Below are 16,548 nucleotides of genomic sequence, written 5' to 3'. Positions count from 1 at the left end.
CCCGGGCCAGAGCGCCCTCTGCTGGCGTGGTCTCAAGCGCATCATGACACCGACTTCTCCCCTCCCATCCCGTGAGCCGGCGCCCGAGGCGCGCGCCCACCTCACCCGCATCGAGCGAGTGCTCGACTACATCCATGCCAATCTGGATCAGCCGCTCTCCCTGGAGGCGCTGGCCCGGCAGAGCTGCTGGTCCCGCTGGCAGTTGCAACGGGTATTCCTGCATGAGACGGGCCAGACGGTGGCTCACTATGTGCGCGAGCTGAAGCTGAGCATGGCGGCGGAGGCGCTGCTCTCCACCCGGCTGCGGGTGCTGGATGTGGCGCTGGATCACGGGTTTGGCTCGGAAGTGAGTTTCAGCCGCGCCTTCAAGCAGCAATTTGGCTGCTCGCCGCTGGCGTATCGCAAGCGGGGCCTGCGGCTGGGGCTGCGCACGCCCCTGGTGCGGGCGGCGGTCCCCCGCTCTGCCTCTCCCAATCTGGTGCAGGTGCGCATAGAGAGCCTGCCGGTGTTCACCTTGCAGGGGGTCAGGGGCACGATCCGGGGGTTGTTCGATGCCTCACCGGATTTTCAGCAGACGGTGCCCGCCATCTGGCGAGCGCTGCGCGAGACGGGGGCGCTGGACTTGTCGAGGGAATGGCTGGGGGTGGTGGATGTGTCGGGGGCAGGGGAGCGGCTGCCTTACTGGGCCGGAGTGGCCACGACGGCGCCTACGCCCCCCGGCCTGTCGAGTCTCAACGTGCCGGCCCAGGAGTATGCCGTGCTCACCCACAAAGGACCCATTGCCCAGCTGGGGGAGAGCCTGCACTGGTTCATCCTGCACTGGCTGCCGGAATCGGCATACCGGGGGCTGGACGGTTTCGAACTGGAGCGCTATGCCCCCGGCTTTGACGGCCAGCAGCCCGACGCCACCATGGAGTACTGGCTGCCCGTCGCCCCCCGTTAGGGAAGAAGGCTCATCCCGGCATGGCGCCGGGATGGCTCCGGGCGTGTGGCGCTGGTCAGGAGATCAGTGAACTGGGCCGGTGGCAGCGGCTTGGCGAAGTAGAAGCCCTGCAGGTAATCGATGCCATAGTGGCGTGCCATCTCGACCTGCTCCTGTGTCTCCACCCCCTCGGCGACCAGAGCCAGCCCCATGCGATGGGCGAGATCCAGGATGTTTTCGACGATATGGCGGGAGGGGCCTTCCTCTTTCATTCCCTTGATAAAGCTGCGATCGATTTTGATGATGTCCACATGGAACATCTGCAGATAGCAGAGGCTGGAGTGGCCGGTGCCAAAGTCATCGATGGCGATGAGCACGCCCAGCTCGTCCAGGGCATCGAAGATGGCGCGGGTCTGCTCGTCCGCATCCACCATCTCCCGCTCCGTCACCTCGAGCACCAGGCGCAGATCCTGGCCCGGGAAGGCGCGAAGAAAGTCGCGGCACTCGGCGACGATGTCCCGGTTTTTGAAGTGCTGGGCGCAGACATTGACGGCGACGTGAAAGCCGGGGGGCAGCCTGTTGGCCACCCCGACCAGATAATCCCGGGTCTGGGCCATCAACTGGCGGGTCATCGGCACTATGTAGCCGCTCTCCTCCGCGAGGGGAATGAAGTGGTTGGGGGCAATCATCCCTTGTGTGGGATGACGCCAGCGCATCAGCACTTCACAACCGCGCAGGCGCCCCTGTTTGTCCATCACGGGTTGCAGATGGGGGATGAACTCCCGGGCCGCCATGGCTCTGGCAAGCTCGCTGCGGGGGGAGCCGCTGCGCCCCCTCAGATAGAAGGTGAGCAGCCCCAGCAACAGCGCCAGCACAGGGGCGGCAAGCAGGTTCTCCTGGTTGTACGCCCAGGCAAACGCCAGCACTTCCTTGTAACCGTTGAGCGCCACCAGGCGATAGGGATGAGCGGTGGGCTCGCTCTGTTGCAGACGTTGTCCCCCTTCCAGCAGGCGGGCTGCGGGCAGGGTCCTGCCGTGGCCATCGAGGGCCTGGTCCCCGAGGAGGAAGAAGAGGTTGTCCTCTCCCATCACGGCCTGCAAGGCGCCGAAGATGTGGAAGCCGTCCAGCTCCACCAGCAGGGTGCGATCGCCGGATGGCTGACGGTAGAGGATGGCGGTCTGCCCGGTGATGGGGCTGTGTCTGGCGAGGATCAGTGTCTGGTTGCCCGCCGGGCCGCGAGGAATATCCCGGGTGAGGATGGGCCTGTGCAGGGTGGTACAGCGCAGTTGCTGGCCCTCCAGCACATAGAGTGCCCGCGCATAGGGGGAGGCGGTGATGAGGTCGCGCAGGGCCAGTTGCTCATCCTGGCAGCGGCCCATGGCGAGGGGGTGGGCGGCCTTGACCAGGGACTGACTGTCGTTGATGGCACTCTCTATCATGGCCCTGGCATGGTTCAGGCTGCGCGCGTTGTCCTTGCGAAGGCCGCTGGCCGCCTGCAGGAGGTTGAGGGCGGTGAGGCCGACCAGCAAGAGGAGCCCGAGCACGATGGCCAGACGCAGACGCTGTGCCAGGGGATCAGTCGGCATGGTGCACCCGATTCTTGCCGGCATCCTTGGCCTGATAGAGCGCCTGATCGACCCGCGCCAGCAGTTGCTCGGCGGACTCCTGTCGCCACAGTCCCAGCCCGGCAGAGAAGGTCACCACCAGGTCCGGTTCGCGCCATGGTCGCTGTGCCACCTGGGTGCGCCACTGCTCGAGCATCGTCAGTGCTCTGGTGCTGTCATCCCCGGGAATGATGATGGCCAGCTCCTCGCCGCCGTAGCGGTAGAGGGTGGCCTCCTGGCCTGCAATCTGCCGCCCTTCCCGGGCAACCGCCCGCAGGACGTCGTCACCGACCGGGTGGCCGTGGGTGTCATTGATGGATTTGAAGTTGTCCAGATCGATCAACCCCAGGCAGAAAGGGCGGCCGGCGATCAGCTGGTCGTCGAGTGCCTTGTCAAAGCAGCGGCGATTGAACAGACCCGTCAGGGCATCCGTGTTGGACGCCTCCACGGCTTCCAGCATCTGGCGATGGCTGTTCTGGATCTCCTGGTGCAACTGATCCCCTGGTTTGCCCGCGTGGATGCGTCCGGTGCGCATCAGGGCGATGATCTCGAAAATCATCTTGCTGAGCACATGACGCAAGGACCACCAGCAGAGCAGGCAGATCAGCATGCAGCCCACCAGGGTGATCTGGAGCTGGTGGGACTCGCTGCTGCTTACCTCCTTGAACCTGGCATCGCTGACGGCATAGATGACGAACCAGTCCGGGTTGGAGAAGGAGTGGTAGTAGAGGTGGGTCTGGCGCTTTGCATCGAAGAGGTGGTCGGCGCCGTTGGTCATCTGCTCGATGAGACGGCGGTCCATGCGATGGCGAAACAGGTTCCCCACATCCGAGTGCAGCAGGATGTCGCCCGCCCGATCGACCAGGTAGAACTCCCCCTTGAGAGGGCTCATGAGCTGACGCAGGGGATAGCTCATCTGCTCGAGATCCACGTTCATGGCCAGGGTACCGAGGAAGAACCCCTCCCTGTCGAGCAGGGGGCGGGAGACGGAGACGCTGCGGCTCTTGTCATCGAACTTGCTGGTGTAGTGGTCGGTGTAGTGCACGAAGAGGGTTCGTACGGCGGCCGCGAGAAACCAGGGGCGCTCCCTGGCATCAAAGTGCTCCCCGACCGGCAGATGAGGGACTGAGTTGAACCGCCCCTGCGGATCGGCGAGCAGGATGCTCTTCACATAGGGGGTGAGCGCCAACGTTTGCATCAGGGAGAGGCCAAGGGGCGTGTGATCCTCATTGAGGAAGGCATCCAGGCCTGATTCATCGATGACACTGCCCGTTTCGTTGAGGACATGCTCCAGTGACTTGAACTGTGGCTCGATGGACTGGGTCGCCATGTTGTGCACGAACATGGCCGCCACCTTGTGGTACTTGCGCTCGGCAGAGGTCCGGATGCTGACACTGACGGCCATCAGGGCGATAAGCAGGGTCAGGATGATGACTCCGAAGGTGAAGTTGAGCTGGGTATCGCAGTGCAGATTTTGGTGGGCGGTCTCATTCATAGGCGTGTGCTGATGGCTTGGTATTGTCTCAATCAGGGCTGATAAAAGGGTGGGCATACTATCGCCTCCTTTATCAATAGCGATTGACCAGGATCAACAAGGGGAGGGAGAACGCGACCATACTTGTCTGATGAGTGTGAATATGGGGGTTAAAATGCCGCCATGTTCTGAATATGTGATGGTTACTTGCTAGTTGGCTGTGAAAGTGAAGGCGGTGACCTTCATCAGGCGGCCATGATGAGCCCTCCCTGAGAGCTTCGACGGCGTTGCCATGTTGCTTCTGATAGGAGATGGCGTGCCTGCCACCCTCGCTTTTCCCGCTTCCCCGCCAACATGCCCCAAATTGTTAATATCGGGGCAAAATAGAACAATAAAATGCAAATGATATTTGTTACTATTCACATGCAGTAAGTAATCGAGGATCAGATGCAGCTTGTTCACCCCCCTTTGACCCTGGTCGCCGTGACCATCTCCACCCTGCTTGCAGGCTCTGTACAGGCCGCCGCGTCCGACAGCCAGGATACGGCCACCGCCGACGAGACCCTGACCGTGCTCGGCCAGACCTATCGCAACACCGCGACCAAGACCCGGCTCGACCCCATCGAGACGCCCCAGGCCATCTCGGTGGTGGATGGGGAGACCCTGTCGCTGCGCGGTGTCAGCTCGGTGAGCGAGGCGCTGCGCTACGTGCCCGGCGTCAACACCGAGCTGCGGGGCGGGGCGGTCAACCGGCTGGATCTGTTCAACATCCGTGGCTTTGACAACTACCAGAACTTCTATGACGGCCTGCTGCTTCAGTACAACGACTGGAACCTGCAACCCCAGATAGATCCGGTGGCCATCGAGCAGCTGGAGGTGTTCAAGGGGCCGACATCGGTGCTCTATGGCAGCATGCCCCCCGGCGGCATGGTCAACCTCATCGCCAAGCGCCCCCAGCGGGAGAGCAAGCACAACGTGAGCGTGGCGACCGGCACGGGCACCCTCAAGGAGATGACCCTCGACAGCACCGGTGCCATCAACGAGCAGCTCGCCTATCGGCTGGTGGGACTGGCCCGGGAGAAGGATGGCCAGGCGGTGACCTCGAAGGAGGAGCGCTACGTCTTTGCGCCGTCCCTGGACTGGCAGCTCGGCGAGCGCACCCTGCTGAACCTCAACCTTTACTACCAGAAGGATCCCGAGGCTGGCATCTACACCACTGTGCCCGCCAGCGGCTCGGCCAAGTCCAACCCCCTGGGGCAGCTTGGCAGCGACACCTTCCTTGGCGACGAGAACTGGAACGAGTACAACCGGGATGTGACCCTGCTGGGCTACAAGCTGAGCCACGACTTCAACGAGCGCTGGCAGGTGCTGCAAAATGCCCGCTACATGGATGCGTCTGCCTATCAGCGCAACACCTACAACGCGGCCCTGGCGGCGGACAACCGCACCCTGGCCCGCAACGCCTATCTCACCGATGAAGAGTCCCGGGGCGTTGTCATCGACAACCAGCTGGCGGGCAAGGTACAGACGGGCTCTGCCCAGCACAACCTGCTGCTCGGGGTCGACTACCAGTACCTGGATGCCCATGTCCTCTACCGGGATACCCTCGACTACTCGGCGCCCAGCATCGACATTTTCAACCCGAACCATAGCCAGATAGTCCCAGAGGCACTCACTTTCAACTACCAGGATAAAAAGGTGATCCGTCAGTCCCAGACCGGCGTCTATCTGCAGGATCAGGTGCGCCTCGATCGGCTGGTGGCCATCGGCGGCGCCCGCTACGACCGCTACCGGATGGACACCGACAGCCGGACCCTCTATCAGGGGGCGGACAGCCAGTCCCTGGCCCGCATCGATCAGGACAACCTCTCCTTCCGCGTCGGCGCCCTCTATGAGCTGGATGGCGGCTTCTCCCCCTATGCGAGCTATGCCGAGAGTTTCGAGCCGGTGCCGGGGGCGGACAAGCAGGGTCAGGCGTTCAAACCGGCGACCGGTCATCAGTGGGAAGGGGGCGTCAAGTTCCTCTCCGACGACATGAGCAAGACGGCGACCCTGTCGGCGTTCCACATCACCAAGAAGAACGCCCTGGTGACGGATCCGGACAATGTCTACGGGCCCAAGCTGCAGACCGGGGAGACGGTCTCCAGGGGCATCGAGCTTGAGGGGAGAGCCGATCTCACCAGCCAGCTGGATCTGGCCCTCAACTACACCCTGATGGACATGGAGATCACGCGTGACACCACCACGCTGCAGGGCAAGACGCCGGTCTGGGTCCCCAGACAGATGGCGTCGCTGTGGAGCAACTACTACCCCGGCGGCAACCTCGAGGGGATGCGGGTGGGCGCCGGCCTGCGCTACGTGGGGGAGGCCGAGATGGATGCCGCCAACACCGACAAGGTACCGGACTACCTCCTGATGGACATGTCCGCCTCCTACGATCTCGCCGCCCTCAGCGCAAGCCTGAAGGGGGTAGGTGTATCGCTTGGCGCCAGCAACCTGTTCAACAAGACCTACTACTCCTGCTACGACCAGAACAACTGCTGGTTCGGGGCCGAACGAAGCGTGGAGGCGCGACTCAAATACGCATTCTGACCTTGCGCCCTGGCACGCGCCCGGGGCCCTTTCAACGAATGGGCGAGGAGAGGGGGCGCGGTGTGCCGCGCGGCCTTGGCCGGGAGAAAGCGGACGCGGAACGCGCCCTCGTCTCGGATCACCAGGCCCTGTTCGCGGCGGCGGCCAGCCTGATCCCGTCCCTCAAGGGGAACCTGGTGGCGATCGGTGACGTGCGCCCGCCACTGACGGATGTCACCGGGGCGGCGTCGGCCGAGGTGGCCGCAGCCCTCCATGCTCACTGGCAGCAGGCACACCCGGAGGCGGGGCCCGCCTACTGGCTCACCCGCAGCTGGGGCATGCTCTGCTGGCAATCCATCTATCTCGCCATGGTGGCCGTCTATCGCCATCAGGCCGTGCCTGCCCTCGACAGGCTGGGACAGGGGCATGAGGCCGGCGTGGTGTCGGGCTTTACCCTGCCGGCCGAGCCCATGATCAGAGGGGAGGCCGGCGTGTTGATCAAGGCGGCCGGGGAGCGACTCCAGGCGCACTGGCAGGGGCTGTTCACCCTCCTTGGGACGGCGCAGCGGCTGCGCCCCGGTTTCGTGCGCCCGCTCCTGGCGGACGATCTGCTGGCGGCCCTGGTGCGGGTGCCCGATTTCTTCGGGGAGGTGAGTCGGGAGGAGGTGAGGGCCCATGCCCCCCTCTGGCTTGAATCCTGTGGCCTGCCGTCGGCACATCTGACGGGCTGGCGCGAGGCGGGCCTGCCCCGGGACGAAGCCTTCCCGGGCTATGTGCGCCAGCGCTGCTGCCTGCACTACAAGCGCCGGGATGGGGAACTGTGTGGCAACTGCCCGCGAAGGCTGGGTGGGGCGAGGGGTGATGAGTGCTGATACCCGACTCTTCGTCGGCGCGGGCAACCCGTGATGAAAGCCGCCTGATCCTGGCGGCTTTTTTGTGTCCGGCTTACTGGGCCGCCATCCGGGTGCGAATGCGCTCGAACAGGCTCTGCAGGCAGGCCTGATCTTTGTCGGCGGCGCGCACGGCGCCATACATATGGCGGCGAATGCCCTCCCCGAGAGGGCGCGCCTCAAGCAGGCCCTGGCGCACGAACTCCTCGCTGGCCCAGCGGGGCAGGGCGGCGAGTCCGAGCCCGGCGGCGGCCATCTGCAGCATGACAGAGGTGTTGTCCACCGGCTTGCAGCGGGCGGGCTCCACCCCGGCCGGTTGCAGGAAACGGCTGAACACGTCCATGCGCGCCCGCTCCACCGGGTAGACCAGCAGCACCTCCGGCCGCAGATCGTCCGGTGCGATGCGCCGCTGCTGGCAGAGGGGGTGATCCGGCGCCATCACCAGGGTGAGATCGAAGGCGAACAGCGGCTCGAAGTGAAGATCCCCGCGGGCCTGCACATCCGAGGTGAGCAGCAGGTCGAGCTGGCCGCCAAGCAGGGCACTGATGGCATCGAAACCCGGCACCGACTCCACCTCCAGATCCACGCCGGGCCACTGGCGGCGAAAGTCCGGCAACAGCGGGAGCAGCCACTGGATGCAGCTGTGGCAATCGAGGGCCAGATGCAGCCTGCCCGCCTCGCCGCTGTGCAGGGCGACCAGCTGGCGCTCGGTCTGGGCCAGGGCGGGCAGCACCTGACGGGCCAGGGCCAGCAGATGCTGGCCTGCCGCCGTCAGCACCAGAGGGCGGCTTTTTCGAAGAAACAGCTCCAGATTGAGGCGGGTCTCCAGCTCCTTGAGCTGGTGGGAGAGGGCGGACTGGGTGAGGTTGAGGGTGAGCGCGGCCCCGGCCAGGGACCCTTGCTCGGCCAGGGCGCTGATGGTCTTCAGGTGTTTGAGATCGATGCCCAGATTGCTGCTCTGAGGGGGGCTGGATGGGGTGGGCGCGACCATGGCACTGCTCCTTTGTGCGTCAGTTGAGAAATTCTTGAGAGCCAGTTGAAGAGGATTCAATAGCCAAGGTCACCTTATCTTGTCATTTTGGATGTGTAAACATCTGGATGGCCAAACAATCCAGATCCTCATCAGATAAACGAGCATAAGGAATGGAACCTATGACCTTCGCACACACCCTGGGCTTTCCCCGTATCGGCGCCAAGCGCGAACTGAAATTTGCCCTCGAATCCTACTGGCGTGGCGAAACCACCCAGGCCGAGCTGGTCGCCGTGGGCAAGAGCCTGCGTGAGCGCCACTGGCAGGCCCAGCGTACCGCCGGGGTCAACCTGCTGCCGGTGGGGGATTTTGCCTGGTACGATCAGGTGCTGGGTACTAGCCTGCTGGTAGACGCCGTGCCTGCCCGTCACCGCCACGGCGACACCGACCTCGACACCCTGTTCCGGGTGGCCCGTGGCCGTGCGCCGACCGGCCCGGCGGCGGCCGCTGCCGAGATGACCAAGTGGTTCAACACCAACTACCACTACCTGGTGCCGGAATTTTACCGTGACCAGCGCTTCAAGCTGGGCTGGAGCCAGCTCTTTGACGAGGTGGAAGAGGCGAAGGCCCTGGGGCTGCCGGTCAAGGCGGTGTTGCTGGGCCCCGTCTCCTACCTCTGGCTTGGCAAGGAGAAAGAGAGCGGCTTCTCCCGTCTCGAACTGCTGGATCGCCTGCTGATCGTCTACCAGGAGATCCTGGCCAAACTGGCGGCCCAGGGGGTGGAGTGGGTGCAAATCGACGAACCGGCCCTGGCGCTGGACCTGCCGGACGAGTGGCGCCTGGCCTACCTCAAGGCATATGAGCGCCTGAGCGGCCCCTGCAAGCTGCTGCTCACCACCTACTTCGGGTCCGTGGCCCATCAGCGGGACATCATCACCAGTCTGAAAGTGGACGGCCTGCACCTGGATCTGGTGGCGGCCCCCGAGCAGCTCGAGACCCTGGTCCCGCACCTGCCGGCCCAGTGGGTACTCTCGGCGGGTGTCATCAACGGCCGCAACGTCTGGCGTGCCAACCTGGCCAAGCTGGCGCCGACCCTCAAGGCTTTGAAAGAAAAGCTTGGCGAGCGCCTCTGGGTGGCCTCCTCCTGCTCCTTGCTGCACAGCCCGGTGGATTTGACCCTGGAGCACGAGCTGGATCCCCAGACTCGCAGCTGGTTCGCCTTCGCCCTGCAAAAGTGCTATGAGCTGGGGCTGCTGTCCGACTACCTGGACGGTGGCGCCCTGGACAAAATCGAGGCTTACAGCCAGCCCATCGTGGATCGGGAGTCCGACAGCCGGGTTCACAAGAAGGCGGTGCAGTCACGACTCGCCAGCCTGACCAACAGTGACTTCGATCGCCAGAGCGCCTACCCGGTGCGTGCCGACGCGCAGCGCTCGGATCTGAAACTGCCGCTCCTGCCCACCACCACCATCGGCTCCTTCCCGCAGACCTCTGAAATCCGGGTGCTGCGCCAAGATTGGCGTGCCGGGCGCATCGATGACCAGGCCTACGAGGCGGGCATCCAGGCCCAGATCAAGGATGCGATTGAGCGCCAGGAGGCCATCGGGCTCGACGTGCTGGTGCACGGCGAGGCCGAGCGCAACGACATGGTGGAGTATTTCGGGGAGCTGCTGGACGGCTTTGCCATCACCCGCTTTGGCTGGGTACAGAGCTATGGCTCCCGCTGCGTGAAGCCGCCGGTGATCACCCGTGACATCGACCGTCCGACCCCCATGACCCTTGAGTGGACGAAGTTTGCCCAGAGCCTGACCGACAAGCCGGTGAAGGGCATGCTGACCGGCCCCGTGACCATTCTCTGCTGGTCCTTCCCGCGGGAAGACGTGAGCCGCGAGCAGTCCGCCCTGCAGATTGGCCTGGCCATTCGCGACGAGGTGGCTGACTTGGAAGCCGCCGGCATCAAGATCATCCAGATCGACGAGCCGGCGATCCGCGAAGGGCTGCCCCTGCGCAAGCAGGATCACCAGGCTTACCTGGACTGGGCGGTGCGCGCCTTCCGCCTGAGCGCAAGCCCGGTGGTGGACAGCACCCAGATCCACACCCACATGTGTTACAGCGACTTCAACCTCATCATCGAGGCGGTGGCGGCGCTGGACGCGGATGTGATCACCATCGAGACGAGCCGCAGCCAGATGCAGTTGCTCGAAGCGTTCGAGCGCTTCAACTACCCCAACGAGATCGGCCCGGGCGTCTACGACATCCACTCGCCGAACGTACCGAGCCAGGGCTGGATTGAAGACCTCATCCGCAAGGCTGCGCAACAAATCCCGGCAGACCGGCTCTGGGTGAACCCGGACTGCGGCCTCAAAACCCGCGGCTGGGAAGAGACCACCGCTGCCCTGAAGGTGATGGTCGATGCCACCCGGGCGCTGCGCGCCGAGCTGGCCTGAGGGCTTCCATTCACCCGGACGAGCGCCCGGTGAGTGTCACCAAGACGAGAGAGGGAAGGCGACAGCCTTCCCTCTTTTTTGCATGGCCGCCCCCTAGAGGGGGATCAGGGCGGGCCGGGGTGCGGGCAGGTAGCGGGTGGGGGAAACCGACATCGTCACCGGGTGAGGGGCGCTTGCGAGCGCCTTGGTCAGCCACTGGCGGTCGAGGGGGATGGCATTGCGATCCTCGATCACCAGATTGAGGTGTTGGGCGCCCAGGCACCCGTAGCGGGCGGGGTCGGTCTGGGTAAAGAGGCCAAGACAGGGCACACCGCTGGCGGCAGCCAGGTGCAGGGGACCGGTGTCGGCGCTGACGAAGAGGGAGAGGCCGCCCGTGAAGCGGGCCAGCTCCCCCATGTTGCCAAGGGAAACGTGCACGTCCCCGAGCAGGTGTTGGGGGGCGGCGGGATCCGCGAGCTGGATCAGCAGGGCATCCGGGCTGTGACGGCGCAGATCCCCAAGCAACCGCTGCCACTGGGGCTGGGAGAGCCCCTTGCCCTTGCGGGCGCCGGTGAAAAAGCCGATCAGGGGACGGCCAGGATGGGCTCGTCGCAGCGCACTCAAGGCCGGGCTTGGCCCCTGCAACAGGCTGCCAAGGGGGATGGGGTCGACCGGATTGCCCGGTATGCCGAGCAGTTGCAGGGGCTGGTGGGCGTAGTGGCACTCACTGTCCGGAGTCTGCGGACGCGGGAAGATGAGATCCCCGTGGCCATCGTCGAAGCCGCATTTCTCACGGGCCTGTACCCAGGCGGCGATGAAGTGATCCGTACTGGAGGCGAAGGGGACGTAGACCCTGTCGTAGTGCTGGCGGCGCAGACGCGAGAGTGCCGAGAGGGCGCCCAGCAGGTGTCTGCCCTGCAACCGGATCTGATGAATGTGCCGCAGGGGCAGATCGGCCAGGAAGGGGAGCAGGGCGGTGGGGCTGCACACCAGCTCCAGCTCGGCATGGGGATGGGCGCGATGAAGCTGGTGCAGGAAGGGCAGCAGGAAGAGGTTGTTGCCGATGCGGCTGGTGCTGCGAATGACCAGGATCCGGCGGGGTGCCTGCGAAGAGGGCGGCAATGCGCTGCGACTGGCAAGCCAGCCGAGCAGGGTTCGCTCCAGGCCCGCCGTCCAGACCCGGCGTTGGCCGTCGAAGCGGCGCAGGGCATCGTTGAGGTGAGTCATACCGTTGGGCTCCAGTGTTGGGATGGCATAGAGGGTGCCAGCGGACTCTTAAGACAATGTTAAGAAGGGAAAAAGCGTGCGGATGATGGCCATGGCGGAGCGGGGTGCTGGTGCGGGACGGGGGAAAGTGGCTAGAATTGCGCATTTGAAATAAATGTTATCGTCCGCGGGAGCACCATGCAGTTCAGGGATTTTTTGCCGGTATCGACCAATACCAGCGTCAAAGAGAGTTGTTACGGCGCCCTTGGCGCCTTCGTCGGCTTGCTCGGCACCGCCTTGCTGTGCCGCTGGGGGCTGGGGCTCGAGGTGCACTGGCTCATCGCCCCCATGGGGGCCTCCGCCGTGCTGCTGTTTGCCGCCCCGGCCAGCCCCCTGGCCCAGCCCTGGTCCATCCTTGTGGGCAACGGGGTGTCGGCCCTGATGGGGGTATTGAGTGCGAGCCTGGTGCCGGACATGGCGATCGCCTCGGCCCTGGCGGTGATGCTGGCCATCGCCGCCATGTTCCTCACCCGCAGCCTGCACCCGCCCGGCGGCGCCGTGGCCCTGACCGCCGTCATCGGCGGCGAGGGGATCCGGGCGCTCGGGGTCGGCTACGTGCTGCTGCCGGTGCTGCTCAACTCCCTGTTGCTGCTGAGTCTGGGCTTGCTCTACAACCGCGCCCTGGGGCGTCGTTATCCCCATGGCGGCAAGGCGGCGCCCAATCGCCACCAGACGGCGGATCCCCAGCCGAGCGCCCGGCTCGCCACCCAGGACATCGACTTTGCCCTGGAAAAACACGGGGAGCTGCTGGACATCAGCCGCCAGGATCTGCAGGAGCTGCTGCAGGAGGCCCAGCTTCACGCCCTGCGGGGGCGAGTGGGGACGGTACGGTGCCAGGATGTGATGTCGCGGGATCTCGTCGTGACGACGCCACAGGCGCTCGCCATGGAGGCGTGGCATCTGCTCTCCCACCACCAGATCAAGGCGCTGCCGGTGGTGGATGAGGGGGAGAGGCTGGTCGGCATCATCACCCTGCACGACCTGATGATCGACCGGGCGGGTCGCCAGCCGAGGGCGAAGGAGACCCTTGAGCAGCAGCAGGTGGCGGATCTGATGACCCGGGAGGTACAGACGGCGCGGCGCTACCAGCCTCTCTACGACCTGGTGGAGGCCTTCTCCGACGGGGGGCTGCACCACATGCCGGTGGTGGAGGGGGAGCAGCTGGTGGGCATCATCACCCAGTCCGACATGGTGGCGGCGCTCTTCACCCTGGCCCTGAAACCCGGACTGACGAGCGAGGAGGCGACCCCGGTGTCGTCGTAGCCAGGGGGGCAAGAAAAAAGAGGGCGTGCCAGGCACGCCCTCTTTCTTTCGCAGACTTGCACAGACGGGTGGCCAATGCCTAGCCGTAGCGGGCCAGGGTGAGCCCCTCGTCGCTGATATCCGGGGGATTGCCCGAGATGAGATCGCTGAGCAACTGGCCCGATCCTGCCGCCATGGTCCAGCCCAGGGTGCCGTGGCCGGTATTGAGCCAGAGCCCGGGAATGGGACTTGGGCCCACCAGGGGCGTGCCGTCCGGCGTCATGGGGCGCAGCCCGGTCCAGAAGGTGGCCTGCTCCAGATTTCCCCCCTGGGGGAAGAGATCCCTCACCACCATGGCCAGGGTATCGTGGCGTCTGGGGTTGAGCGCCAGGTTGAAGCCCGAGAGTTCGGCCATGCCGCCCACCCGGATCCGTTCGTCGAAGCGGGTGATGGCGACCTTGTAGGTTTCGTCCAGCACGGTGCTGCGCGGGGCACCCTCGGCATCCGTCATCGGCAGGGTGAGGGAGTACCCCTTGACCGGGTAGACGGGGAGCTCAATTCCGAGGGGGCGCAGGAAGCCGGTGCCATAACTGCCGAGGGCACAGACGATGGCGTCGGCCTGGAAGCGCTGCTCGCCGGCACGGACCGCTACGGCGCGTCCCTTCGCGATCTCGACCTCGTCGATGGCGCAGTTGAAGACGAAGCTCACCCCGAGCTTGCGGGCCTCGTCAGCCAGGGCTTGGGTGAAGCGGAAGCAATCCCCCGTCTCGTCCCCCGGCAGGCGCAGGCCCCCCACCACCTTGCCACGCACCCTTGCCAGGGCGGGCTCGACCTCCTCGCAGCCGTCGGCATCGAGGGACTGGTAGGGGACGCCGTACTCCTCGAGCACGGCGATGTCGCGCTGGCTGGCATCGAGCTGGGCCTGACTGCGAAACAGTTGCAGGGTGCCGAGCTGGCGCCCTTCGTAGTCCAGCGCCAGCTCGCCCCGCAACTGCTTCATGCAGTCGCGGCTGTACTCGGCCAGCCGCACCATGCGCCCCTTGTTGACCGCATAGGCCGCCGGCGTGCAGTTGGCGAACATCTTCAGCATCCAGCGCAGCTGGAAGGGGTCCGAGGTGGGTCGCACCGTGAAGGGGGCGTGCTTTTGCAGCAGCCATTTGGCGGCCTTGAGGGGAATGCCGGGGGCAGCCCAGGGGGAAGCATAACCCGGGGAGATCTGACCCGCGTTGGCATGGCTGGTTTCAAGGGCCACCCCGTCACGCCGCTCCAGCAGGGTCACTTTGTGACCGGCCTTGGCCAGATACCAGGCGCTGGTCACACCGACCACGCCACCACCGAGTACCACTATGTCCATCTTGTCTCTCCTTGACTGGGGCCTCCACCTTAATCAGCCGCCACAGGATATTCAACTGGTGTCGATGTCATTGGTGGTTATCGCTATTCACATTTTGTTAACTGGCTCTCAATGTTGTCATTTGCTCACTTTCTGGCATGAAATCCGGTCGATTCAGAGCCGCTCCAGATGGAGCAGATGATGCTCTGCCGTTGTCAGGATGGCTTGCTGCTGTTCTGTGGTTTGGCCATCCCAGTTGGCATAGGGCAGGGCGAGGCGAGGGTTGTTGCCAAGTTTGTCCCGGTTGCGCCAGAGAAAGTGCCAATAGAGGCTGTTGAAGGGGCAGCTGTCCGGCCCGCTGCGGGCCTTCACCTGATAGTGACACCCCTTGCAGTAGTGGCCCATCCGCTCGAGATAGGCGCCGCTGCTGGCGTAGGGCTTGCTGCCCATCAGACCGCCATCGGCAAACTGGCTCATGCCGCGGGTGTTGGGCAGCTCCACCCACTCAATGGCGTCCACATAGATGCCCAGATACCAGGCATCCACCTCGTCAGGGTGGAGCCCCGCCAGCAAGGCGAAGTTGCCGGTCACCATCAGCCGCTGGATATGGTGGGCATAGGCGTGCTCCAGAGATTGTCGAATGGCGTGACGCACGCAGGCCATGCTGGTTTCTCCATTCCAGAAAAAACCGGGCAGGGGTCGTTCGGCCCCGAGAAAGTTGGTGCGCCGATACTCGGGCATCTTTTCCCAGTAGAGGGCGCGGACAAACTCGCGCCAGCCGAGGATCTGGCGGATGAACCCCTCCACCTGCGCCAGGGAAATGGTGGCCTGATTGGCCTGCCAGTGAGCTTGCGCAGCGCGGATCACCTCGAGGGGATGGAGCATCTTGCTGTTCATGGAAAACGACAAGCGGCTGTGGAACAGGCTCCAGCCCCGCTCGCTCAGGGCGTCCTGATAGCGACCGAAGTGGGGCAGACAGTGTGCAAGGAAGTGTTCAAGCAGTGCGCGGCCCTGGCGCCGGGTGACGGGCCAGGGCAGGGCGTCGGCATCGGCACTGCCAATGGTGGCGACGCCGTGGCGGGTCAGCATGGCATCGATGTCGCTCACCTCGTTGGCAAAGGTGAGGGGCGCCGGGATGGGTCGGGTCGCCGGCAATTTGGCGCGATTCTCGGTATCGAAGTTCCAGCGCCCCCCAAGGGGTTGGCCGCGCTCATCGAGCAACACCCGGTACTGCTTTCGCAGGGCGCGGTAGAAGAACTCCATCCGGCTGTGGGGGTAGCGTCGCCAGCCATCGCGGGGGGTGAGAAAATGTTCGCTGTCCACCTCAGCGGTCGGGATGGCAAGGCCTGAGGCCCACTGGGTCAGCTGGCTTGCAAGGCGCCACTCGTCCGGGCTCTGCCAGGCGAAGCGCTCGGCCTGATGCGCTTCGAGCTGGGCCGCCAGCAAGCTCGGCAAATCGGGCCAGGTGGCGCTCTCATCGAGAGTCAGGTAGCAGACCCGGTGGCCCGCCTGGGTGAGGGCGGCGGCGAAGGCGCGCATGGCGGCAAAGAAGGCGAGCACCTTCTGGCGATGGTGGCGGCAGTAGTCCGTCTCCTGGCGCAGCTCCGCCATCAGGTAGCAGACAGCGGGATCCTGCGTGCGAAACCAGCTGTGACCTGCGTTCAGTTGATCCCCGAGAATGAGGCGCAGCTCCATCAGGGGTGCTCCTTCCGACGACGGCAGCGTTCGCTGCAATAACGCACTTCCTGCCAGCAGCGGGCCCACTTGCGCCGCCAGGCAAAAGGACGTTGGCAGACGGGACAGATCTTCTCGGGAAGATGGGGTTTGAGGTGCATGTGGCGGCCCTGTTG

Annotated in this window: 12 protein-coding genes; 5 read left to right on the top strand and 7 right to left on the bottom strand. The window is 64.8% G+C overall.

The genetic code is table 11. The features are described from left to right. Positions 1-43: 43 nt before the first annotated feature. Positions 44-943, top strand: a complete 900-nt coding sequence (locus tag AB5Y68_RS15120; RefSeq protein WP_039041286.1) for an AraC family transcriptional regulator — start codon at positions 44-46, stop codon at positions 941-943. On the opposite strand, the gene AB5Y68_RS15115 is transcribed toward AB5Y68_RS15120, so the two are convergent. After that, positions 940-2,508, bottom strand: coding sequence for an EAL domain-containing protein (locus tag AB5Y68_RS15115; protein ID WP_052258935.1), 1,569 nt, complete (start codon positions 2,506-2,508; stop codon positions 940-942). The two genes, AB5Y68_RS15120 and AB5Y68_RS15115, sit on opposite strands and share 4 nt — an antisense overlap. Then, positions 2,498-4,021, bottom strand: coding sequence for a sensor domain-containing diguanylate cyclase (locus AB5Y68_RS15110; RefSeq protein WP_039041270.1), 1,524 nt, complete (start codon positions 4,019-4,021; stop codon positions 2,498-2,500). The genes AB5Y68_RS15115 and AB5Y68_RS15110 overlap by 11 nt, the downstream gene beginning before the upstream one ends. A 426-nt stretch (positions 4,022-4,447) precedes the next feature. On the opposite strand from AB5Y68_RS15110, the gene AB5Y68_RS15105 reads away from it, so the two are divergent. Both AB5Y68_RS15105 and AB5Y68_RS15100 read left to right on the top strand, forming a co-directional pair. Beyond that, positions 4,448-6,592: a TonB-dependent siderophore receptor gene (locus tag AB5Y68_RS15105; RefSeq protein ID WP_039041271.1), complete on the top strand. Its 2,145-nt coding sequence runs from the start codon at positions 4,448-4,450 to the stop codon at positions 6,590-6,592. A gap of 38 nt (positions 6,593-6,630) precedes the next feature. Beyond that, positions 6,631-7,443, top strand: coding sequence for a siderophore ferric iron reductase (locus tag AB5Y68_RS15100; protein ID WP_052258937.1), 813 nt, complete (start codon positions 6,631-6,633; stop codon positions 7,441-7,443). Between the two features lie 73 nt (positions 7,444-7,516). Here the strand turns inward: AB5Y68_RS15100 and AB5Y68_RS15095 are convergent, their stop codons facing one another. Then, entirely contained in the window at positions 7,517-8,452 is a 936-nt protein-coding gene (locus tag AB5Y68_RS15095; protein WP_039041273.1) for a LysR substrate-binding domain-containing protein, read from the bottom strand. Between the two features lie 161 nt (positions 8,453-8,613). On the opposite strand from AB5Y68_RS15095, the gene metE reads away from it, so the two are divergent. After that, on the top strand, positions 8,614-10,878 hold the full coding sequence (metE, locus tag AB5Y68_RS15090) for a 5-methyltetrahydropteroyltriglutamate--homocysteine S-methyltransferase (protein WP_039041274.1): 2,265 nt from the start codon (positions 8,614-8,616) through the stop codon (positions 10,876-10,878). 93 nt (positions 10,879-10,971) lie between these two features. Here the strand turns inward: metE and AB5Y68_RS15085 are convergent, their stop codons facing one another. Then, the gene (locus AB5Y68_RS15085; protein WP_039041275.1) at positions 10,972-12,084 is read right to left on the bottom strand and encodes a glycosyltransferase family 9 protein; all 1,113 of its coding nucleotides are present in this window, start codon (positions 12,082-12,084) and stop codon (positions 10,972-10,974) included. Positions 12,085-12,261: 177 nt separating this feature from the next. Between AB5Y68_RS15085 and AB5Y68_RS15080 the strand changes: the two genes are divergently transcribed. Then, a complete protein-coding gene (locus AB5Y68_RS15080; RefSeq protein WP_039041276.1) occupies positions 12,262-13,386 on the top strand; it encodes an HPP family protein in 1,125 nt (374 codons plus the stop codon). 79 nt (positions 13,387-13,465) lie between these two features. On the opposite strand, the gene AB5Y68_RS15075 is transcribed toward AB5Y68_RS15080, so the two are convergent. The 3 genes from AB5Y68_RS15075 to AB5Y68_RS15065 form a co-directional block, all read right to left on the bottom strand. After that, a complete protein-coding gene (locus tag AB5Y68_RS15075) occupies positions 13,466-14,719 on the bottom strand; it encodes a D-amino acid dehydrogenase (protein WP_039041277.1) in 1,254 nt (417 codons plus the stop codon). A 153-nt stretch (positions 14,720-14,872) separates the two neighbouring features. Continuing rightward, on the bottom strand, positions 14,873-16,393 hold the full coding sequence (locus AB5Y68_RS15070; protein ID WP_368207311.1) for a cryptochrome/photolyase family protein: 1,521 nt from the start codon (positions 16,391-16,393) through the stop codon (positions 14,873-14,875). Continuing rightward, positions 16,393-16,533: a DUF2256 domain-containing protein gene (locus AB5Y68_RS15065; protein ID WP_080944260.1), complete on the bottom strand. Its 141-nt coding sequence runs from the start codon at positions 16,531-16,533 to the stop codon at positions 16,393-16,395. Before AB5Y68_RS15065 ends, AB5Y68_RS15070 begins: the two co-directional genes overlap by 1 nt. Between the last annotated feature and the right edge of the window lie 15 nt (positions 16,534-16,548).

This window comes from Aeromonas sp. R6-1, from assembly GCF_040908165.1.
Taxonomy (GTDB): Bacteria; Pseudomonadota; Gammaproteobacteria; order Enterobacterales; family Aeromonadaceae; genus Aeromonas; species Aeromonas caviae.
Note: the sequence above shows the minus strand (reverse complement) of the source record. Positions and strands in the feature narration are given on the sequence as shown.